Here is a 20,725-nt window from a genome sequence, read left to right on the forward strand (position 1 = left end):
CGGGCCGGGGGCGCCCCCCCCCCCCCCCCCCCCCCCCCCCCCCCCCCCCACCCCCACCCCCGTCCCCCCTGCACCACCACCCTGGAGTTCCCACCATGCCCACGAGCCGCACCGCTCGTGCCGCCCTCGCCGGCGCCGTCCTGCTCACCCCGTTGACCGGCTGCGCGGCCACCGGCACTCCCGCTGCGCCCCCCACGACCGGCGACACCACCGGCACGCTGCCGACCGCGCACGTGCACGCCGTCGCCGTCGACCCCGGCGACGGTGCACTGCTGCTGGCCACCCACGAGGGGCTGATCACCGTCGACGCCGACGGTGGGCCGGCAGCCGTCGGCCCGGTCATCGACCTCATGGGGTTCACCGTCGTCGGCCCCGACCACTACCTGGCCTCGGGTCACCCCGGGCTGCGCACCGACCTGCCCAACCCGGTCGGGCTCATCGAGAGCACCGACGGCGGGACGACCTGGACACCGCTGTCGCGCGCCGGCGAGTCGGACTTCCACGCCCTGACCGCCCTGCCCGGCGGCGGCGCGCTGGGCTATGACGGGACCCTGCGCCGCACCACCGACGGCACCACCTGGGAGCCGCTGGGCATCCCGGCCGAGCCGCACACCCTCGCCGCCGCCCCCGACGGCCAGGTGCTCGCCACCACCGGCGCGGGGCTGCTGCGCTCCACCGATGCCGGAGCGACGTGGGCGCCGGTGGACGACGTGCCGCTGCTGCAGGTGGTCACCTGGTCCGGCGACGGCACGGCCGCGGTCGGGATCACACCGGACGGGGCGGTGTGGACCAGCACCGACGGCGCGGTCAGCTGGGTGCAGCAGGGGCAGCTGGACGGGACGCCGCAGGCGGTCGCGGCGACCACCGACGACGGCGACCTGCGCGTCCTCGTGGTGACCGACCACGGCCTGCTCGAGTCCACCGACGGCGGCGCCACGCTCACCGCGGTGCTGTCGGCCTGAGTCCCGGCACCGGTCAGCCGGTCGGGCAGTCGCGCAGCGCCGAGTCCTCGGGCCTCTGGTCCTGGCCCGTGGGCGGCACGGAGGTGACGGCCCAGTGGTGCATGTCCTGCCTTCCATGGCCGTGACGTGACCGGCGTTGCTACCGTCGACATCGCCGATCCCCTGTCCCGCGCGCAGAGTCGCAGGTCAGGAGCCCGGAGGAGGGCTCGCCTAGTGGCCGATGGCGGCGGTCTTGAAAACCGCTAAGAGGTAACCCCTCTTCGTGGGTTCGAATCCCACGCCCTCCGCAGTGTGATGTCGCAGGACATCGGCATGGCCCGGACCCACGATTGGTGGGTCCGGGCGGTGCCTTGCTCCCGAGCCCGTGCCGCCCGGCCGCGGATGTGTCGGACGTCTCAGAACGGCACGCCGCGTCCCAGCCCGTGAGACGACGCCGAACCGTTTCCGGCGCATCCGAAACTGTTTCGCAAGGGTAAAGAGCCAGGTCGCTGCGGCAGTCGCTGACGCTCGGTCACGCTCCGGTGCGTGACCGGTCCGTACCGCTGTGTGGACAGGGTTGCGAGGCTCACCTAACGTCCCGGCCGACCGCCCGAGAGGGCCGCCGGTGGCCCCCCGCCGGTCGGCTGGACGGTCTTCCTCTGACCCAGGAGACGCATCCTTGAAGAGAGCTCTGGCCGTCGTCGCCGGCGCCGCCCTGGTCATGGCGGTTCCCGTGACGGCTTCCGCCGCACCCCCCGCTGAAGGCGCGCCCGCGACCCCCCAGCGCGCCCACGACCTGCCCAACCCGCTCGCCGAGACGCAGCAGGAGCTGCGCGCCGAGGCGCTCGAGCAGGTCCTCACCGGGCAGGCCACGCCGCGTGGCGACAACAAGGTCGTCGAGGTGGCGCGCGGCCGCTACGTCGAACTGGCCCAGGAGGACAGCGACGCGATCTGGACCGTCCTCGGCGAGTTCAGCGACCTGCCGCACAACTCGATCCCCCAGCCGGACCGGTCGGTGGACAACAGCACCATCTGGACCGAGGACTTCTCGCAGGGGTACTTCGACACCCTGCTCTACAGCAGCGCGCCCGGCGTCAACTCGGTGGCGAACTTCTACGAGCAGCTCTCCTCGGGCCGCTACACCGTCACCGGTGAGGTCGAGGACTGGGTGCAGGTGCCGGGCACCGGCGCCTCCTACGGCGACAACGACCTGGGCGACAGCGCCGTCTGGGCCTTCATCAACGACTCGGTCAACGCCTGGTACGACCGGCAGATCGCGGCGGGGCAGACCCCCGAGCAGATCGACCAGTACCTCTCGCAGTTCGACGTCTGGGACCGCTACGACTCCGACGGCGACGGCAACTTCGACGAGGCCGACGGCTACATCGACCACTTCCAGGCCGTGCACTCCGGCGAGGGCGAGGAGGTCGGCGGCGGCGTCCTCGGCGACGACGCCATCTGGAGCCACCGCTGGTACAACCAGACCAACCGGGTCGGCACCGCCGGCCCGACCGTGAACGGTGCGGTCAACCCGCTGGGCGGCACGCCGGTCGGCGGCTCGAAGTACTGGATCGGTGACTACACCGTCGAGCCCGAGAACGGTGGCGTCGGCGTCTTCGCCCACGAGTTCGGCCACGACCTCGGCCTGCCCGACCTCTACGACACCTCGGGCAACAGCGGCGGCGCGGAGAACAGCACCGCCTTCTGGACGCTGATGAGCTCCGGCTCCTACGGCAACTCCGGTCGCCCCGAGGACGGCATCGGCACCCAGCCGATCCACATGGGCGCCTGGGAGAAGCTGCAGCTGGGCTGGCTCAACTACGAGGTCGTGGATCCGGGTGAGAGCGCCGACCTGCGCCTCGGCCCGTCGGCCTACAACTCCAAGGAGAACCAGGCCGCCGTCGTCGTCCTCCCGGAGAGGGAGGTCACCACCGAGATCGGCACGCCGTTCGAGGGCGAGGACTTCTGGTACTCGGGCTCGGGCGACAACCTCGACCACAGCATGCTGGCCGCCAAGCCGGCCGGCGCCGGTGAGCTGACCGCCAAGGTCAGGTACCAGATCGAGCAGGACTGGGACTACGCCTACGCGGTCTGGTCCACCGACGGCGGCAACTCCTTCACCTCGATCCCGACGAACCTGTCGACGACGACCGACCCCAACGGCCAGAACTTCGGCCAGGGCATCACCGGCAGCACCGACGGCGAGTGGGTGGACCTGACGGCGAGCCTGGCGGGCGTGCCCGACGGCGCGCAGATCGGCTTCCGTTACTGGACCGACGGCGCGGCGACCGAGCCGGGCCTGCAGGTCGACGCCGTGGCCGTCGACGACGCCGCCGTGACCGAGTGGACGCTGGACGGCTTCGAGGTGACCACCGGGACGACGACGAACTCGTACTTCAACGCCTACATCCTGGAGAACCGGGCCTACACGGGCTACGACACCGGGCTGAAGACGGGGCCGTACAACTTCGGCGACCCGCGCCGGCCGAACTGGGTGGAGCACTTCCCGTACCAGGACGGTCTGCTGATCAGCTACTGGAACACCCAGTACAACGACAACAACGTCGGCACCCACCCCGGTGCGGGCCTGGTCCTGCCGGTCGACGCCCACCCGGGCCTGCTCTACGAGCCCACCGACGACGAGGGCGAGGACCGCACGAACGGGGAGAGCTGGCGCGCACGGGTGCAGTCCTACGACTCCACCTTCGGGCTCCAGGCGACCGACAAGATCACCCTCCACGACCCGGACACCGGTGTCGGCCAGAAGGTCGGCGGCCTCCCGGCCGTGCGCACCTTCGACGACACCGAGGACTGGTGGGTCGCGCCGGGCGAGCAGCCCGACGCCACCGGCTGGACCGGCGTCGACGTGCCCGAGACCGGGACGACGATCACCGTCACCGGGATGAGCGCCGCGGGTGCCCTCATGCAGGTCCGGGTCAACTGACCCGGTAGACCACGCGAACGGCCCGCCGGCACCCGCCGGCGGGCCGTTCCGCGTTCCGGGACGCCGCGCGCCGCGGGCCTGTCCCGCGACATGCCGGACCGGCGGCCGGATCGGGGTGACCGAGGTCGCACCGGGGGCATCCGCGCTGGTCAGCGGGTGCGAAGTCGACATGGCGGCGACCCGGGCGAGGGGTCACCGCCCCATCGGGGGGCCGGTCGCAACGATCGGGTGACGGGCCTTCCGGAGTGGCGTCGAACCCGCCGACGGGGAGTCCGGACAGCCGTAGCTTCTGCCGTGATCGCGGCACTTCCCCGGCCGCGACGCGCGCACGGAGGAGTCCCCTGGTGATCATGGGCACGATGCTGCTGTGGCCGGCCGCGACGGTGCTGGGCTTCCTGCTCTGCACCGCGGTGGTGGTCGCGCTCGGCACCAGCTCCACGGCCCGGTACGAGCACGCCCGTGCCGCCGCCGGCGAGCAGGCCCAGCGCGCCGCGGCGCGCTCCTCGGGCACCCATCCGGCCGGCCGCCGCGTCGCCGCCGCTCCCGCCGGCGGCGGGCAGGGGCAGCCGCGCCCCCGGGGGGTCGCCGTCGCCGTCCGCCCCGCCGCCGAGGCCCCCGCCCCGGCCCGCGTCGCCGTCGCCGCTCCGGGCGCCGGGCACGGCTGGTGGCTGGTCGACGAGGCGGCGCAGGTGGTGGCCGGCCCGTTCGAGGACCGGATCGACGCCGACTGGGCGGCGCTGGCCGGCGGGCTGGCGGCGGTCTCCGTCTTCGGGGCCCCGCGCGCCGGCGGCGGCATCGCTCCCCGCCCCTCCCCGGCGGACCGCGCCTGGCTGGCCGAGCTCGGCGACCAGCTGGACCGGCTCCCCGAGGACTGGGACGCGCTGCTGACCGACACCGACCCGCTGACCACCCTGGTCGTGGAGGTCGCCGCCGCGCTGGTCGAGGCGGGGCTGCCGCTGCACGACGCCGCAGGCGCCGGGACGGGGGGCGGGGTCTGCCTGGTGCCCGAGGCCGCCTCCTGCGGGGTCCTGGTCAGCTGGCGCACCCACGACCGGATGGGCGTGCAGCGCTCGCGGGGCGACGCGGCGCTGGAGGCGGTGCAGGAGGTCATGGACGCCGCCCTCGCCGACACCCTCGCCGAGCTCGGCTTCGTCGTGCAGACCTACGGGGCCTCCGGCATCCCGCTGGTGACCGCGCTGCGCTGACCCGCGGCCTCGTTGCGGGGCAGGTGGCGCGCCGCTCCGGCGAGCGCCCGGAGGGTGAGCCGGCCGTCGGCCAGGCCGAGGCGCACCACGTCGTCGAAGACCGGCTGCCGCGACCCGGCGGAGCGGAGCACCGCGTCGACGAGGGCCGGCCGGTGGCTCAGCCAGGACGCCGTCGAGGAGTGCCGCAGGTGCCGGCCCAGCCGGCGGCCCAGCGCCCGCCGGTAGGCGGCCCCGGCTCCCGCCCCGGCCGCAGCCGCCGCGCCGGCCAGGGCGCCGGAGAGCAGCGCGTAGAAGATGCCCTCGCCGGTGAGCGGGTTGATCAGGGACGTGGCGTCGCCGGCCAGCAGCACCCGCCCGTCGGGCTGCCGGGGGCGACCGGTGCTCAGCGGCAGCCGGTGGGCGCGCAGGCCGTCGGGCGCGACGCCGGGCAGCAGCCGGCGCAGCCCGTCCTCCAGGCCCGCCCGGGTCGCCCCGCCGGAGACCAGTTCGCCGTAGCCGACGTTGGCCCGCCCGTCGCCGATCGGGAAGGACCAGGCGTAGGCGGGCCAGCGCTGCTCGGTGGTGACGATGACCTGCACCCCGGCCTGCCCCGGCAGCTCGGGGGCGTAGCCGCGCAGCGCGACGGCGAGCCGGGTGGGCGGGTTCCGCTGCACGCGCAGCGCCCGGCGGACCACCGACTCCGCGCCGTCGGCGCCGATCAGCACCCCGGCGGTGACGGACCCGTCCACCTCCACGCGGTCGGGGAGCAGCCGGAGCTGCCGCACCTGGTGCCGGCGCAGCACCGCGCCGGCGTCCTGGGCGGCCGCGACGAGCCGCGCGTCCAGCACGGCGCGGGGGATCACGTGCGAGGGGCGTTCGGTGGCCCGCTCCACCGTGGTGCCGCGCGGGGAGGTCAGCCGCAGCCGCGGGACGGCGGGGAACCCGTCGGTGACGGTGGCCGGGTCCACGCCCAGCCCCGCGAGGACGTCGAGCGCCTCGGCGGCGATGCCGTCGCCGCACACCTTGTCGCGGGGGAAGTCCGCGCGGTCGAGCACCAGGACGCGGCTGCCCGGATCGGCCCGCCGGGCGGCCAGGGCGGCGGCGGCGCCGGCCGGTCCACCCCCGACGACGACGACGTCCCAGTGCTCCACCCGCCCGACGCTAGGGGAGGGCCGCTGGTCAGCGCGCGACCGGGCGCGGGACGCCGTCCCAGTTCTGCGAGAGCAGCCGCCGCCAGCTGTCCAGGTCGTGGTCCGCCGGCTCGGTGGTGGCGATGAAGTCGAGCAGCACCTCGCAGAACCGGTCGGGCTCGTCCAGGTGCGGCCAGTGCCCCGCGTCCTCGAACACCTCCACCCGGGCCGAGGGGACGGCGGTGCGCACGGTCTCGGCGTGCTGCGCCGGGACGATCGGGTCGCGGCCACCCCAGATGACCAGCATGGGCACGGAGTCGGCGAGGTAGAGCCGGTCGAGCGCGGTGACCGCCTGGCCGCGGACGTCGACCACCCCGCGCAGGGTGCGCAGGAACGCCCGCCGCGCCTCGACGTCCTGCAGCGCGAGGAGCGCGTCGACGGCCTCGGCGAGGTCGCCGACCTGCCGCCAGCCCGCGGCGCGACCGACCGTCTCGACCACCCGCAGGCCGCTGCGGAGCGGGCCGGAGACGCCCGCGAGGGCGGTCACCACGAGCTCCGCGCCGGGCAGGGTGGCGGCCCGCAGCCCCGCGGAGAGCTCCGGTCCGAGCCCGCCGCTGCCCACGAGCGCCAGCCGCTGGCACCGCTCGGGGAACTGGTAGGCGAACTGCAGGGCGATGCCGCCGCCGAGGGAGTGCCCGACCACGGTGGCCCGCTCGACGTCGAGCACCGAGAGCAGGTCGCGCATCCCGTTGGCGTAGGCGGCGATGGAGTAGTCGCCCCGGGGCTTGTCCGAGTCGCCGTGCCCCAGCAGGTCGGGGGCGATGACGGTGTGGGACCGGGCGAGGCGGTCGATGACCCCGGCCCAGGTCTGGCAGTTGTTCCCCATGCCGTGGAGCAGCAGCAGCGGCGGGCCCTCCCCGGCGAGGAGGAAGGCCCGCTTGTGCCCGTGGACGATCCGCGACTGGCGGACGAGGCGGGGTGCCATCGGCCCAGTGCACCACGGACCGTGTTGCCACGGGGTTACGACTGCGCAGGTCAGGACGACGAGGGCGCGGTCCACTTCCGCGGCGGGTGCTCGTAGGCCGCGGCGAACCGCAGCAGGCCCTCGGCGTCGCCCACCACGCCGAGCGCGTCGAGCCGGCCCGCGTCCAGGTAGCCGTCGTCGACCATGCGCCGCAGCTGGGCCAGCAGCGGCTGCCAGAAGCCGTCGACGTCCAGCAGCGCGGCCGGCTTGGCGTGCAGGCCGAGCATCCCCCACGTCCACGCCTCGAACAGCTCCTCGAGGGTGCCCGCGGCGCCGGGGAGGGCGACGAAGGCGTCGGCGAGGTCGGCCATCAGCGCCTTGCGCTCGTGCATGGTCGCGACCACCTCGAGGCGGGGGAGCCCCGGGTGGGCGAGCTCGTCGTCGACGAGGTGCTGCGGGATCACGCCCACGACCTCCCCGCCGGCGGCGAGGGCGGCGTCGGCGACGACGCCCATCATCCCGACGCGGCCACCGCCGTAGACGATGCCGACGCCGGCCCGGGCCAGCCCGGTGGCGAAGGCCGCGGCGGCCTCCTGGTGGGCCGGCGGGCCGGCGTGCGACCCGGTGAAGACGGCGATGCGCACCCGGGTCTAGCCGCCGTAGTAGCGGAAGACCGGCTCGGCGATGCAGACCGGCTTGTCGCCGCCCTCACGCTCGATCACGGCCCCGAGCGTCACCTGCAGGCCGCCGGTGACCTCCTCGACCGACTTCAGGGTCGCGGTCAGCCGCACCCGCGAGCCCACCGGCACCGGGGAGGGGAAGCGCACCTTGTTCAGGCCGTAGTTGACGCCCATCACCGTGTCGGTCACGGCGAGGACCTGCCCCGAGAGGGAGGCGAGCAGCGAGAGCGTGAGGTAGCCGTGCGCGATCGGGCCGCCGAAGGGGCTCTCCTTCTTCGCCCGCTCGACGTCGACGTGGATCCACTGGTGGTCACCGGTCGCCTCGGCGAACTGGTCCACGTGCTCCTGGGTGACCTCGTGCCAGTCGCTGGTGCCGAGCTCGGTGCCGGTGAGCCCGCTCAGCTCGGCCATGGTCGTCGTGGTGCTCATCGGTGTGCGCTCCTCCGTCGGACGTGGGTGCCTCCCCGCAACGTAGTCCTGGGCACATAGCGCTCTGCCCACCCCGGCGGGGCAGAGCGCGAGCTCCCGCGGCACACCTCCTGACCCGGCCCGGCGGCGCGGCGGCGCGCGACCGGGTTCACTGGCCGTCGTGCTCTCCTCGACCGACGGCTGGACCGCCTGCAGCCAGGGGCACCGCCACTGGGGGCGGGCCGGCGCGGCCGGCCTGCTGATCCACCGCGACGGACCGGACGGCGTCGAGCTGCTGCTGCAGCACCGGGCGTGGTGGTCCCACCACGGCGGAACGTGGGGGACGCCGGGAGGAGCGCTGCACGTCGGGGAGTCGCCCGCCGACGGCGCGCTGCGCGAGGTGGGTGAGGAGCTGGGGCTCGGCGCCGACGACCTCGTCCTGGGCGAGAGGTCCGTCGACGACCACGGGGGCTGGGCCTACACCACGGTGCTCGCCCGGCCGGTGCGCCCGTTCGAGGCGGTCGACCTGCGGCTGGACGGCGAGAGCGACGGCGTGGCGTGGGTGCCGCTGGCGGGGCTGGCCGCGGTGGCCCTGCACCCGGGCCTGGCCGCCTCGCTCGACCGGCTGCGGCCGCTCCTCGCCGGCGACGGCGCGTAGAACCCGTGGTCACGGGGCATCGTCGGGCCGATGTCCCCGAGGGTTAGGTTCGGCGCATGAGCGCCCGCGACGACGTCTCCGAGATCTTCGACAGCTCCGCGTGGGCGCCGGTCGAGGGCTTCGACTTCACCGACATCACCTACCACCGGGCCGTCGACGCCGGCGTCGTCCGCATCGCCTTCGACCGCCCGGAGGTGCGCAACGCGTTCCGGCCGCAGACCGTCGACGAGCTGATCACCGCGCTGGAGGACGCCCGGCTGTCCACCGACGTCGGGTGCGTGATCCTGACGGGCAACGGGCCCAGCCCCAAGGACGGCGGCTGGGCGTTCTGCTCCGGCGGCGACCAGCGGGTGCGCGGGAAGTACGGCTACGAGCACGACAAGGGCCGCAGCAGCGGCCGGCTGCACGTCCTCGAGGCGCAGCGGCTGATCCGCTTCATGCCCAAGGTGGTCATCTGCGTCGTCCCGGGCTGGGCGGCCGGCGGCGGGCACAGCCTGCACGTCGTCTCGGACCTGACCCTGGCCAGCGCCGAGCACGCCCGGTTCAAGCAGACCGACGCCGACGTCGGCAGCTTCGACGGCGGCTTCGGCTCGGCCTACCTGGCGCGGCAGGTCGGCCAGAAGTTCGCCCGGGAGATCTTCTTCCTCGGCGAGGAGTACACCGCCGCCGACGCGCACGCCATGGGCATGGTCAACCGCGTCGTGCCGCACGCCGAGCTGGAGCGCACGGCGCTCGAGTGGGGCAGGGCGATCGTGGCCAAGAGCCCGACCGCCCAGCGGATGCTCAAGTACTCGTTCAACCTGATCGACGACGGCCTGGTCGGCCAGCAGCTCTTCGCCGGGGAGACCACCCGGCTGGCCTACATGGCCGAGGAGGCCGTCGAGGGCCGGGACGCCTTCCTCGAGAAGCGCGATCCCGACTTCACCCGCTTCCCCTGGCACGTCTGACCGAGGAGGACCGAATGATCGTCGAGGTGGTCACGGGCGCCGACGAGCGCCCCGAGGCGCGGGTGGTCGACGTCGACGACCTGGGCAGCATGCACCTGGCCCTGGGCGCCGTCACCGACGAGGAGGCGGCCGAGGCGCTGGAGCGGTCCGGCCTGGGCCGGCTCCAGGACGCCGAGACGGCGGTGCTCGACGTCGCCGCGCTGCGCGCCGCGGCCGAGCCGCGCGCCACGGCGCCGGACTGGAACACGCGGTGGGACGAGATGGTCGCCGGCGCCCGCGCGCGCGGCCGGCTCTCCGACGACGGCGCGAAGCTGAAGGTTCAGGTCGAGAGCGCCGCGGGGGCCTGAGCAGCGCGGTCGGGTCCGCCCGGCGGTTGCGGAGAGAAGTCGGCCACACCCAGATGATCGAGATCGTTGTGGTGGGTCCGTTCGCGGGTGAGTATGTCCCGGTGCATATGACTAGCCGTTTCGGGACGGCGTCGTGAGCGGCACGCCGGGGCGTCCGCTGAGCCCGGAGCTGTCCGAGCAGCTGCTCGCCGTCGCCGTCGACATCCTGGCCGACGAGGGGTGGGGTCGGCTGAACAGCGACCGCATCGCCGCCCGCGCCCGCGCGGGCAAAGCCGGCATCTACCGCCGCTGGCCGTCCATGGCGGCGATGGCCCGGGCGGCGGTGAGCCGCTTCGAGCTGGTGGTCGTGCCCCAGGACGCCGGCTCGCTGCGCGCGGACCTGCTGGGTCTGATCACCGACCGCTGGACCCGTCCGCTGGACCGGCAGGAGCGCGCGGTGGCCAGCCTCGTGGGCGCGGCCCGGCACGACGAGGAGCTGCGCGCGGGGCTCGACGAGGCGCTGGTGCGCCCGCTCGCCGCCGCCGTCCAGACCCTCGGGGAGCGCGCCCAGCAGCGCGGGGAGCCCGTGCGGCTCGAGCGGCTGCGGCTGCTCACCTCGGTGCTCGAGGCGTTCTGGTGGCAGCGGTACCGGATGGCCGAGCCGCTGACCGCCGAGCAGGTCGAGTTCGTCGCCGACGAGGTGCTGCTGCCGCTGATGCGGCCGGTCGGCGAGACCGTCGCCGTCTGAGCCTCCGCCGGGTCAGCAGGCCTGGCGCGAGGGCTGCGGACCGGCCTGGGCTGCGGGGATCCCGCGCAGCCGGTCCAGCAGCAGGCTCGCGGTGTCCGCGAGCCCGTCGAGCACCAGGGCGGTGACCCGCTCCAGCTCCGCGCCGGCCTGGGTGGCGTCCGCACCGGAGGCGACCAGCGGCCGGTGCCGGACCATCAGCGCCCGGACGGCGGAGAGCCAGGTGGCCGCCGTGACCGTCGCCGTCGTGGCCACGTCCTCGGGTGTCGGGCCGTCGTCGGCGCGGGCCTGGTCGCTCCAGGCCTCGGCCAGCGCCTCGGTGAGCAGCCGCTCGCTCTCGAAGGCCAGGTCGCGCTCGTGCGCGCGCAGGGCCTCGGACTCGGCGACCAGCCGCACGTGGAGCCGGTGGTCGGCGTCCCCCAGGGCGGCGACCCGGTCGTGCACGAAGGCGCTGAGGTAGCCGCTCAGGGCGGCGAGCGGGCACTGGCCGGCGGGCCGCAGGCGCACCGCGTCGGCCGGGCCGGACACCCACGGGGTGCGCCCGTCGTAGAACAGCTCCTCCTTGGTGGAGAAGTGGTTGAACACGGTCTGGACGGCGACGTCGGCACGGCGCGCGACGTCGGCGATCGTGACCGCGTCGAACCCGCGCTCGGCGAAGAGCTCGTGGGCGACCGCCCGCACGTGCGCCCGCGTCTGCGCCTTCTTGCGCGCTCGCCGGTCCGTCAGATCACCCACGGTGAACAGCCTAGGCACCCATCGTGGTGATCGCCCGGACGGCCGACCGAGCGGTCTGCCGGGCCCGGCCGCCCTGGGGGTCTGCGCCGAACGTCCCGGCCCACCAGGCACGATGGCCGCGGGTCGACCCCGGCAGAGGGCCGGGGAGCCCCGGACGACGACTGCGAGGAGGGGCCGCCCGGTGCGGACGAGAGCTGCGGTGCTGCGCGAGGCGGGGACCGAGTACGAGGTCGTGGACCTGGAGGTCCTGGACCCCGGGCCCGGCGAGGTGCTGGTCGAGATGGCGTACGCCGGCCTCTGCCACTCCGACGAGCACCTGCGGCACGCCAACCCCGGCGGGCGCTACCCGATCGTCGGCGGGCACGAGGGCTCCGGCGTCGTCCAGGCCGTCGGCGCCGGCGTCACCGGCGTGGCGCCGGGAGACCACGTCGTCACCAGCTTCCTGCCCGCGTGCGGGCACTGCCGGTTCTGCGCCTCCGGCCGGTCCAACCTCTGCGACAAGGGCGCCACCATCGCCACCGGGCAGCTGCCCACCGGCACGTTCCCCTACCGCCTCGACGGCGAGCCGCTGGGCGGCTTCTGCATGATCGGCGCCTTCGCGCGGCACACGCTGCTCAGCGAGTTCTCCTGCGTGCGGATCGATCCCTGGCTGCCGCTGGACACCGCGGCCCTGGTCGCCTGCAGCGTGCCCACCGGCTGGGGCTCGGCGGTCTACTCCGGCGGCGTCCGGCCCGGTGACACGGTGGTCGTGGTGGGCCTCGGCGGGGTGGGGGTCAACGCCGTGCAGGGCGCGGTGCACGCGGGCGCGATGCACGTGATCGGCGTCGACCCGGTGGCCATGAAGCGGGAGTTCGCCCAGTCGTTGGGCGCCACCCGCACGGTCGCCGACGCCGGTGAGGCGGTGGGCCTGGCCCGCGAGCTGTCCCGCGGCACCGGCGCCGACGTCGTCGTCGTGACGGTGGGGAAGATGACCGGCGAGGTCTTCAAGGCAGCCTCGGCGTGCCTGGGCAAGGGCGGCACCCTCGTGCTGACCGCGCTCGCCGACCGCCCCGACGAGGGACGGGCGACGCTCAACGGGCAGGTCACCACGGTGTTCGAGCACCGGGTGCAGGGCGCGATGTTCGGCTCGTGCAACCCGTTCACCGACATCCCGCGGCTGCTGCGGCTGCACGAGGAGGGCCGGCTGGAGCTGGACCGGCTCATCACGCGCCGCTACGCGCTCGACGAGGTGAACCAGGGCTACCGCGACCAGGCCGCCGGCGAGACGGTCCGCGGGCTGCTCGACCACTCGCGCTGAGGCGGGGTGGGGTTCGGTCGTGCCGCGCGTGGGCAGCCCGGGAGGGTGACCGACCTCCGCATCGCCGTCCTCGACGTCGACGGCACCCTCGTCGACAGCAACTACCAGCACGCCCTCGCGTGGTACCGGGCCTTCCGGTCGCTGGGCGAGACCTTCCCCGTCTGGCGCATCCACCGGCTGATCGGCATGGGTGGTGACCGCCTGCCGGCCGCGCTGGGCGGGGACGACGTCGAGGAGCGCATCGGCCAGGAGTCGCGTGACCGCTGGGTGGTCGAGTTCGACCGGCTCATCGACGAGGTCGCTGCCCTGCCAGGCGCCCGCGACCTGCTCACCGCCCTCGGCGACCGCGGTCATCGGGTCGTGCTGGCCAGCTCCGGCAAGGCGCAGCACGTCGACCACTTCCTCGACCTGCTGGGCGCCCGGGACCTCGCGGAGACGTGGACGACCAGCGAGGACGTCGAGTCCAGCAAGCCCGCGCCCGACCTCCTGCAGGTGGCCCTGCGCAAGCTCGGTGAGCCGGCGTCGACGCCGGCTGTCGTCGTGGGGGACTCGGTCTACGACGTGGAGGCCGCGAAGAACGCCGACATGCCCGCGCTCGTGGTGCGCTCCGGCGGGTTCGGCGACGACGAGCTGCGCGGGGCGGGGGCTCTCGACGTCTTCGACACCCCCGGCGACCTCGCCGCCGCGCTGGACCGCCTCGACCTCTCCACCGCCTCGGCCTGACCAGGCCCGCCCGCCCGCGACCTCCGGGCCCGCGCCCGAGGTGAGTGAGGGTCCGGCGGACGCTGGCGCTCTGCCCACGCCCGGTGGGCAGAGACTGACCGTGCCCGTGGACCTGCCGGGTGACGGCAGGCGGGTGCGTCAGGCGGCAGGGGTCGTCCCACGGCCCAGCCGTCGGAGCGCCTCGTCCGGCCGGTCGGTGATGAGGGCGTCGACCCCGAGCCCGACCAGGAAATCGATGTCGGCGGGCGTGTTCGCCGTCCACACGTGGACCTCCTTGCCCGCGGCGTGCGCCTGCGCGACGAACCCCGGGTCGGCCCGCACCAGCGCGACCCCGGGGCCGACGCCGTGCGCGGCGCCCGCCAGCAGCTCGGTCCGCACGGCGCGCAGCCGCTTGCCGATGAGCTGCACGGTCGGGACGCCGGGGGCCAGTGCGTGGACGCGGCGCACCGCGAGCTGGGAGAAGCTCATCACCCGGAACGCCGGCCGCCCGCCCCACTGCGCCGGCCGGTCGCCCCGCAGGAGGCCGTAGCGGCGCAGCGAGCGCACCAGCTCCTGCTCCACGCGGTTGGTGTGCCGGGTCGGGTGCTTGGTCTCGATGGCGAGCCGGACGCTCCCCGGTGTCGCGGAGACGTACTCCAGCAGCCGGTCGAGGGTGAGCACCCGCCCGTTCTCGACGTCGGGCTCGTCCGCGGCGACCGCGTCGTCCACCCGGATCCGCCGCGCCCGCCGGGCGCCGAACCGGAACTGCTCCAGCTCGGCGAGGTCCAGGGCGGAGACGACGCCGCGGCCGTTCGACGTGTGCCGGACCCTGCGGTCGTGGACGCAGACCAGCACGCCGTCGCGGGTCATCCGCACGTCGCACTCCACCGCGTCGGCGCCGATGACCGTGGCGTTCCGGTAGGCGGCCAGCGTGTGCTCGGGCGCCTCCGCCGTCGCCCCGCGGTGCGCGACGACCTCGGGGCCGGTCACCGGGTGCGGGGGCGTGGAGCGGTCGTGCGGCACACAGCGATCTTCCCCGTGCGGGACGGCCCTCGCGACGACGGGTGCCGCCGTCAGACGGCCAGTCGCGCCCGGTACTCGGCGACGGTGATCATCGGCGGGCGCTCGTCGACCGCGACGGCGCTGCTGCGGGGCACGAACCCCGTGCCGTCGCGCCGGAACTGGGTGAGCAGCCCGCTCGGCTCACCGGCGCAGGCGGCCCGGGCCAGCACGGTGGCGACCACCTGCCCGGCCATCTCGCCCAGCGCCTCGACGTCCTGCGAGGTGTGCCGGCGCTCGCCGAGGTCGACCTGGGCCAGCGAGGAGAGCCCGCCCAGGCGCAGCAGGTCGACGAGCAGCCCCACCTCCACGCCGTAGGCCGAGACGAACGGCACCTGCTCCAGCGCGGAGCGGCGGCCGGCGTACTCGCCCCCGAGCGGCTGCACGATGCCGGCGAGCTCGGGCCACAGCGCGTTGAGCAGCGGCCGGGCGGTGAGCTCGGTGACCCGGCCCCCGCCGGCGGGCACCACGGTGTCCCCGACCTCCAGCGGCCGGGTGTAGCAGCCCTTCACGTAGGCGATCTGGGGGTCGGCCAGCAGCGGCCCCAGCAGACCCGGCACGTAGTGGACGACGTCGCCCAGCAGGTCGGCGTCGAGGAATACGACGAGGTCGCCGGTCGTGGCGGCCAGCGATTTCCAGAGCGCCTCGCCCTTGCCACGGCGGGTGCCTGCGGCGGGCAGCACGTCGGTGGTGGCCACGACCTCGGCGCCGGCGGCCCGGGCGACGGCGGCGGTGGCGTCGGTGCTGTCGGAGTCGACGACGACCAGTTCGTCGACGAGGGGGACGCCGCGCACCCAGTGGGCGTGCAGGTCGCTGACGAGCCGGCCCACCGTCGCCTCCTCGTTGCGGGCGGGGAGGACGACGCTGACCCGGTGCCCGCCGCGGCGTTTCGCCCGCAGCAGCGCATCGACGTCGATCGCGTCGAGGGAGGTCGCGGTCGACGTGCGGTCGGCGAACCAGGCGCGGGCGTCGGGTCTCACCCGCACACTGTGGGTCAGGCCGGGAGAGCGCACCAGGGAGCGGCGCCGCTGTTCACCGGCCCGTCACGCGGGCGTTCCCGGCACTGGGGCCTCCGGGCCGACGGCGACGGCGCGCGCCAGCCCCGTCGGAGAGCTCCCGGCGGCACCGAGTCGCGGGGCGGCCGGGCCTCCTCCACGATGCGGGCATGACCCCAGGTCAGCTGCCCGGACCGCAGGTCGGGGGCGAGGACCGGCGGCGGGTCGCGCTCCTGCTGGAGACCGCCGACGTCCTGGCCGAACGGGCCCACCGGACCGCCGATGCCTCCCAGGCGCAGGTGCTGCTGCGCCGGTCCGCCCAGCGCCGGGCGCAGGCCGCCCGCCTGGCCTCCACCGGCCCGCCCTCGACGGACGGGCACCGGGGCGACGGTGCGCCGTCGCGCAGCGGAGGCGGCGCGCAGAACTGAGGTCCGCGGGGAGGCCGCGCGGCGTACCGTCCCCGGCGTGGTCGCTGGACTCCCCCCGGCGCCCCGCTGGGCGTGGGCCGTCATGGTGCTGGGCCTGCTGGCGGTCTCGGCGCTGGCCTACCTCCTCCTGAACCGGCCACCCCCGCCCGGGTTCACCGCCCCCGCCTCGGCAGGGCTGGGCCTGGAGGAGACCGCCCCCGCCGCCGCCCCGCTGCGGATGCTCGTCGTCGGCGACGGCACCGCCCTCGCGCCCGAGGGGGTCACCGCGTGGCCGCAGCTGGTCGCCGACGGGCTCTCCGGCGGGGGCACCCGCCCGGTGGAGCTCACCGTCGCCGCGGCCGACGGCAGCGGCTACCTGGACGCGCCGCCCGAGGGCGCGACCTTCGCCCAGCACGCCGAGGCCGCCGGCGGTGACTGGGACGTCGTCGTCTTCTCGGGCTCCCGCCACGACAACGACGCCTTCCCCGACGTGCAGGCCGCCGCGCAGGCGACCTTCGAGGCGGCCCGCGCGGCCTCGCCGGACGCCGCGCTGGTGGCCGTCGGCCCGGCGTGGCCGGAGCTCCCTCCGCCCGGGTACATCCAGACCGACCGCGACGCGGTCTCCGCGGCCGCCGCGGCGACCGGCATCGCCTTCGCCGACCCGCTGGCGGAGGGCTGGCTGACGGGGGAGGGGCTGGTCGGCGAGGACGGCGCGACGCCCACCGAGGCCGGGCACCGCTCCGTGGCCGACCGGGTGCAGCCCCTCGTCGAGCCGCTGGTGCCGGCCGGTGGGTGAGCCGAGCGCATCCGCCGTCGCCGGGGACGAGCGCCCCGCGCCCCGGCGCGGTTACCGTGGCCGGATGCTCCGCTGGCTCTGCGCGTCCGTCGCCGGGGCCGTCGTGTCCGGGTTCGCCTTCCTGCTGATCACCGGTGAGTACAGCAACGAGGGGCCGGTGCTCCTGACGCTGGTCGGCAGCCACGGGGTGCACGCCGGCGACCTGTTCGTCCTCGCGGGGTGGGCGGTCGCCGTCCTGGCGCTGGTCGGGCTCGCCGCGCCGCCCGGCCGGGTCGCGGACGCGGAGGCCCGCGCCCGCGGCTGACGCCGTCGTCCTCACGGGGGATGCGGACCCGGGGCGCGGGCCTGTCGGCGCGCCGCGCGGGGCACCGGGTGGCAGAGTGACGCCCGTGAAGACCTGGCTCGACAGCTGGCCGGTGTACCGCCAGCTCACCGGCTCCGACCCCCTGGGCAGAGGCAAGGCCGCGCGCAGCAAGGCCACCGAGGCCACCGTGTCGCGCACCGCCACCGCCGACAAGATCGTGAAGAGCGTCTGCCCGTACTGCGCCGTCGGCTGCGCCCAGAACGTGTACGTGAAGGACGAGAAGATCGTCCAGATCGAGGGCGACCCCGACTCGCCGATCAGCCGCGGCCGGCTCTGCCCCAAGGGGTCGGCGAGCAAGCAGCTGGTCACCAGCCCCACCCGCGTCACGACGGTGAAGTACCGCCGTCCGTTCGCGACGGAGTGGGAGGACCTCGAGCTCGACACGGCGATGGAGATGATCGCCGACCGCGTCCTGGAGGCCCGGCGCAAGGGCTGGCAGGACGAGAACGACGGCAAGCGCGTCAACCGCACCATGGGAGTAGCGAGCCTCGGAGGGGCGACCCTCGACAACGAGGAGAACTACCTCATGAAGAAGCTCTACAGCGCCCTGGGCGCGATCCAGATCGAGAACCAGGCGCGCATATAGCACTCCGCGACGGTGCCCGGTCTGGGTGCCTCGTTCGGTCGTGGCGGCGCCACGAACTTCCTGGAAGACCTCGCGAACTCCGACTGCATCGTCATCGAGGGTTCGAACATGGCCGAGTGCCACCCGGTGGGCTTCCAGTGGGTGGGTGAGGCCAAGGCCCGCGGCGCGAAGATCATCCACATCGACCCGCGGTTCACCCGCACCAGCGCGATCGCCGACCTGCACGTCCCGCTGCGCATCGGCACGGACATCGCGTTCCTGGGCGGCCTGATCAACCACGTCCTGAGCAACGAGCTGTACTTCGAGGAGTACGTCGTCGCCTACACCAACGCCGCGGCGCTGGTGGGCGAGGAGTTCGTCGACTCCGAGGACCTCGACGGCCTGTTCTCCGGCTACGACCCCGAGAACCGGGTGTACGACGAGGACACCTGGCAGTACGAGTTCGAGGAGCCCCCGCACTCGGGCGCCGACGACCCGGCCGAGGCCGCCGAGCAGGACCGGCTCGAGGACGACCCCGCCGTCAAGAAGTCCGACCGCGCGCAGGCGGCCGGCAGCGGTGGCCCGCCGATCCCGGCGAAGCCCAAGCGGGACGAGACCCTGCAGCACCCGCGCACGGTGTTCCAGGTGCTCAAGCGGCACTTCGCCCGCTACACCCCCGAGATGGTGTCCGAGGTCTGCGGCATCGAGCCGGAGGTCTTCGCGCAGGTCGCCGAGTGGGTCACCAGCAACAGCGGCCGCGACCGGACGACGGCGTGGGTGTACTCGGTGGGCTGGACGCAGCACAGCGTCGGCGCGCAGTACATCCGCACCTGCTCGATCCTGCAGACGCTGCTCGGCAACATCGGCCGCCCCGGCGGCGGGATCATGGCGCTGCGCGGGCACGCGAGCATCCAGGGCTCCACCGACGTCCCGACGCTGTTCAACCTGCTGCCGGGCTACCTGCCGATGCCGCACTCCCACCAGCACGACACCCTGGAGGACTACGTCGCCGACGCCGCCGGCAAGGGCGGCTTCTGGGGCAACAAGCCCGCCTACATGGTCAGCCTGCTCAAGGCCTGGTGGGGCGACGCCGCGACGCCGGAGAACGACTTCGCGTTCGACTACCTGCCCAGGATCGACGGCGACCACAGCTCCTACCGAACGATCGCCGACATGATCGCGGGGAAGGTCTCCGGCTACTTCCTCGTCGGCGAGAACCCCGGGGTCGGGCACCCGAACAGCCGGATGAACCGGTTCGGGCTGGCCAACCTGGACTGGCTGGTCGTCCGCGACCTCCAGATGATCGAGTCGGCGACCTTCTGGAAGGAGGGCCCGGAGCACGAGACCGGCGAGCTCGCGCCGGAGACGGTCGGCACCGAGGTCTTCTTCATGCCGGCCGCCACGCACGTGGAGAAGGAAGGCACCTTCACCCAGACGCAGCGGCTGCTGCAGTGGCGGCACAAGGCGGTCGAGCCGCCGAACGACGCCCGCAGCGACCTGTGGTTCTACTTCCACCTCGGCCGGATCCTCCGCGAGCGGCTGAAGGACTCCACCGACCCGCGGGACCGCCCGCTGCTCGACCTCACCTGGGACTACCTCCCCGAGGGCGAGCACGAGGAGCCGAGCGCGGACCTCGTGCTGCGCGAGATCAACGGCTACGGCCCCGACGGTCAGCTGCTGAACTCCTACATGCAGATGAAGGACGACGGCTCGACCACGGGCGGCTGCTGGATCTACTGCGGCGTCTACGCCGACGGGGTGAACCAGTCCGCGCGGCGCAAGCCCGCGAAGGAGCAGGGCGCCGTCGCCTCCGAGTGGGGCTGGGCCTGGCCGCTCAACCGGCGGATGCTCTACAACCGCGCGTCGGCCGACCCGGACGGCAAGCCGTGGAGCGAGCGCAAGAAGTACGTGTACTGGGACGAGGCCGCGGGCGAGTGGACCGGCGACGACGTCCCCGACTTCGAGAAGAAGAAGCGGCCGGACTACGTGCCGCCGGACGGCGCCAAGGCGCAGGACGCGCTGGCCGGCACCGACCCGTTCGTCATGCAGGGCGACGGCAAGGCCTGGCTCTTCGCGCCGGCGGGCGTGGTCGACGGCCCGCTGCCGACGCACTACGAGCCGGCCGAGTCGGTGGTGGAGAACGCCTTCTACAAGCAGCAGGCCAACCCGACGCTCGAGATGATCGAGGGGCCGTGGAACCGGGCCAACCCGACGCGGAGCGAGGTCTACCCGTTCGCCGTCACCACCTACCGGCTGACCGAGCACCACACCGCCGGCGGGATGAGCCGCACGCTGCCCTACCTCTCGGAGCTCCAGCCGGAGTTCTTCGTGGAGGTGAGCCCCGAGCTGGCGCGGCTGCGGGGGCTGAGCAACGGCGAGTTCGCGACGCTGGTCAGCGCGCGCACGGCCGTGGAGGCGAAGGTGCTGGTGACCGAGCGGGTGCGGCCGATCAAGCTGCGCGACGGCACCGTCGTCCACCAGATCGGCATGCCGTACCACTGGTCCTACGCCGGCATCTCCACCGGTGATGCGGCCAACGACCTGCTCGGCATCGTCATGGACCCGAACACCCACATCCAGGAGTCCAAGGTCAGCACCTGCGACATCGTCGCGGGGCGGCGGCCGCGGGGGACCGAGCTGCTGGAGTTCGTCGAGTCCTACCGCCGCCGGGCCGGGGTGCCGTCGGGGAAGGTCGGCGTGAACGGCCGCGACCCGGTGGCCGCCGAGGCCGGCGAGGGGTCCACCCAGTGACCCCCGCTGGGATCAGGTTCCCTGATCGTGGCGTGTCCTCCCTCAGGGTGTGCGGTGAGGGTGGACGCGCTGAGGTGAGGGAGGACGTCGACGGCCCGCGTCGGCACGACCGCGAGAGGAGGGGAGC

Annotated in this window: 19 protein-coding genes, 1 tRNA gene and 1 pseudogene; 14 read left to right on the forward strand and 7 right to left on the reverse strand. The window is 74.5% G+C overall.

Annotated features, from left to right (window positions below; translation table 11 throughout):
• Positions 1-95: 95 nt before the first annotated feature.
• From ACI792_RS12500 to ACI792_RS12515, 4 genes are all read left to right on the forward strand, one after another.
• A complete protein-coding gene (locus tag ACI792_RS12500; protein ID WP_456602869.1) occupies positions 96-962 on the forward strand; it encodes a F510_1955 family glycosylhydrolase in 867 nt (288 codons plus the stop codon).
• Between the two features lie 199 nt (positions 963-1,161).
• A tRNA-Ser gene (locus ACI792_RS12505) sits at positions 1,162-1,249 on the forward strand.
• A gap of 371 nt (positions 1,250-1,620) precedes the next feature.
• Complete coding sequence (locus ACI792_RS12510; protein WP_456602870.1) at positions 1,621-3,885, forward strand: immune inhibitor A domain-containing protein; 2,265 nt, start codon at positions 1,621-1,623, stop codon at positions 3,883-3,885.
• Positions 3,886-4,235: 350 nt separating this feature from the next.
• A complete protein-coding gene (locus ACI792_RS12515; protein ID WP_456602957.1) occupies positions 4,236-5,090 on the forward strand; it encodes a hypothetical protein in 855 nt (284 codons plus the stop codon).
• Here the strand turns inward: ACI792_RS12515 and ACI792_RS12520 are convergent.
• The 4 genes from ACI792_RS12520 to ACI792_RS12535 are packed head-to-tail and all read right to left on the reverse strand — an operon-like array spanning position 5,048 to position 8,272.
• A complete protein-coding gene (locus tag ACI792_RS12520) occupies positions 5,048-6,220 on the reverse strand; it encodes a geranylgeranyl reductase family protein (protein WP_456602871.1) in 1,173 nt (390 codons plus the stop codon). The genes ACI792_RS12515 and ACI792_RS12520 overlap by 43 nt on opposite strands.
• Positions 6,221-6,248: 28 nt before the next feature.
• The gene (locus ACI792_RS12525; protein ID WP_456602872.1) at positions 6,249-7,184 is read right to left on the reverse strand and encodes an alpha/beta fold hydrolase; all 936 of its coding nucleotides are present in this window, start codon (positions 7,182-7,184) and stop codon (positions 6,249-6,251) included.
• A 50-nt stretch (positions 7,185-7,234) separates the two neighbouring features.
• Entirely contained in the window at positions 7,235-7,807 is a 573-nt protein-coding gene (locus ACI792_RS12530) for an LOG family protein (protein ID WP_456602873.1), read from the reverse strand.
• 6 nt (positions 7,808-7,813) lie between these two features.
• On the reverse strand, positions 7,814-8,272 hold the full coding sequence (locus tag ACI792_RS12535; RefSeq protein WP_456580061.1) for a MaoC family dehydratase: 459 nt from the start codon (positions 8,270-8,272) through the stop codon (positions 7,814-7,816).
• A gap of 160 nt (positions 8,273-8,432) precedes the next feature.
• On the opposite strand from ACI792_RS12535, the gene ACI792_RS12540 reads away from it, so the two are divergent.
• The 4 genes from ACI792_RS12540 to ACI792_RS12555 all read left to right on the forward strand — a co-directional run bounded on the left by ACI792_RS12540 (position 8,433) and on the right by ACI792_RS12555 (position 10,930).
• Entirely contained in the window at positions 8,433-8,909 is a 477-nt protein-coding gene (locus tag ACI792_RS12540; protein WP_456602874.1) for an NUDIX domain-containing protein, read from the forward strand.
• A 56-nt stretch (positions 8,910-8,965) separates the two neighbouring features.
• Complete coding sequence (locus ACI792_RS12545; RefSeq protein ID WP_456602875.1) at positions 8,966-9,856, forward strand: 1,4-dihydroxy-2-naphthoyl-CoA synthase; 891 nt, start codon at positions 8,966-8,968, stop codon at positions 9,854-9,856.
• Between the two features lie 14 nt (positions 9,857-9,870).
• Positions 9,871-10,203 (forward strand): hypothetical protein, encoded by a 333-nt coding sequence (locus ACI792_RS12550; protein WP_456602876.1) that lies wholly within the window; start codon positions 9,871-9,873, stop codon positions 10,201-10,203.
• Positions 10,204-10,336: 133 nt separating this feature from the next.
• Positions 10,337-10,930: a TetR-like C-terminal domain-containing protein gene (locus tag ACI792_RS12555; RefSeq protein ID WP_456602877.1), complete on the forward strand. Its 594-nt coding sequence runs from the start codon at positions 10,337-10,339 to the stop codon at positions 10,928-10,930.
• Between the two features lie 12 nt (positions 10,931-10,942).
• Here ACI792_RS12555 and ACI792_RS12560 read toward each other — a convergent pair whose 3' ends face one another.
• Positions 10,943-11,662 (reverse strand): TetR/AcrR family transcriptional regulator, encoded by a 720-nt coding sequence (locus ACI792_RS12560; protein WP_456602878.1) that lies wholly within the window; start codon positions 11,660-11,662, stop codon positions 10,943-10,945.
• Between the two features lie 181 nt (positions 11,663-11,843).
• Here ACI792_RS12560 and ACI792_RS12565 point away from each other — a divergent pair, with 181 nt between their 5' ends.
• Entirely contained in the window at positions 11,844-12,959 is a 1,116-nt protein-coding gene (locus tag ACI792_RS12565; protein ID WP_456602879.1) for an NDMA-dependent alcohol dehydrogenase, read from the forward strand.
• A gap of 45 nt (positions 12,960-13,004) precedes the next feature.
• Complete coding sequence (locus ACI792_RS12570) at positions 13,005-13,682, forward strand: HAD family hydrolase (RefSeq protein ID WP_456602880.1); 678 nt, start codon at positions 13,005-13,007, stop codon at positions 13,680-13,682.
• A gap of 138 nt (positions 13,683-13,820) precedes the next feature.
• Here ACI792_RS12570 and ACI792_RS12575 read toward each other — a convergent pair whose 3' ends face one another.
• Together ACI792_RS12575 and ACI792_RS12580 are read right to left on the reverse strand one after the other, a co-directional pair.
• Positions 13,821-14,684, reverse strand: coding sequence for a glycerophosphodiester phosphodiesterase (locus tag ACI792_RS12575; RefSeq protein ID WP_456602881.1), 864 nt, complete (start codon positions 14,682-14,684; stop codon positions 13,821-13,823).
• 50 nt (positions 14,685-14,734) lie between these two features.
• Entirely contained in the window at positions 14,735-15,700 is a 966-nt protein-coding gene (locus ACI792_RS12580) for a glucosyl-3-phosphoglycerate synthase (protein WP_456602882.1), read from the reverse strand.
• Between the two features lie 185 nt (positions 15,701-15,885).
• Here ACI792_RS12580 and ACI792_RS12585 point away from each other — a divergent pair, with 185 nt between their 5' ends.
• From ACI792_RS12585 to fdh, 4 genes and pseudogenes are all read left to right on the forward strand, one after another.
• The gene (locus ACI792_RS12585) at positions 15,886-16,143 is read left to right on the forward strand and encodes a hypothetical protein (RefSeq protein ID WP_456602883.1); all 258 of its coding nucleotides are present in this window, start codon (positions 15,886-15,888) and stop codon (positions 16,141-16,143) included.
• A 37-nt stretch (positions 16,144-16,180) separates the two neighbouring features.
• Entirely contained in the window at positions 16,181-16,918 is a 738-nt protein-coding gene (locus tag ACI792_RS12590) for a hypothetical protein (RefSeq protein ID WP_456602884.1), read from the forward strand.
• 64 nt (positions 16,919-16,982) lie between these two features.
• Positions 16,983-17,222, forward strand: coding sequence for a hypothetical protein (locus ACI792_RS12595; RefSeq protein ID WP_456602885.1), 240 nt, complete (start codon positions 16,983-16,985; stop codon positions 17,220-17,222).
• A gap of 85 nt (positions 17,223-17,307) precedes the next feature.
• Positions 17,308-20,598: pseudogene (gene fdh / locus ACI792_RS12600) on the forward strand (formate dehydrogenase).
• Positions 20,599-20,725 lie beyond the last annotated feature (127 nt).

This window comes from Blastococcus sp. SYSU DS0669 (assembly GCF_054050895.1).